1 protein-coding gene is annotated in these 347 nt (G+C 46.4%); it reads left to right on the top strand.

The window, feature by feature from the left end:
* Positions 1-347, top strand: a 347-nt coding sequence (locus F0U47_RS22940) for a hypothetical protein (RefSeq protein ID WP_223162865.1), incomplete at both ends; no start/stop codon positions are given.

The following is a 347-nucleotide window of genomic DNA, read 5'->3' as shown; positions in this document are numbered from 1 at the left end:
AGATGAATGGCGCCCAGGCGACAGAGCTCCAGTACGCAGACCAGAAGACAATCTTAAGCCTGAAGGAGACTTTGAAAAAAGAACCCCTGATGAATGGCGTCCAGCTGAAAGACCTACGCAAAAAAAGCTAAAGATAATCTTAAGCCTGAAGGTGACTTCCAACAACCAGAATCTGAAGAATGGAGACCCGCCAAGAGACAAACTCCTAAAAAGCCTCAGGATAATCTCAAGCCTGAAGGAGAATTCGAAACGCCTAAACCAGAAAAGTGGCGTCCAGCAGAGCGTCCAACTCAAAAAAGACCACAGGATAATCTTAGACCAGAGGGAGAATTCGAACAACCCGAACA

The sequence above is a fragment of the Nocardioides antri genome (genome assembly GCF_008373765.1).
GTDB classification, from domain to species: domain Bacteria; phylum Actinomycetota; class Actinomycetes; order Propionibacteriales; family Nocardioidaceae; genus Nocardioides; species Nocardioides antri.
This window is presented reverse-complemented; position numbering and strand designations above follow the sequence as displayed.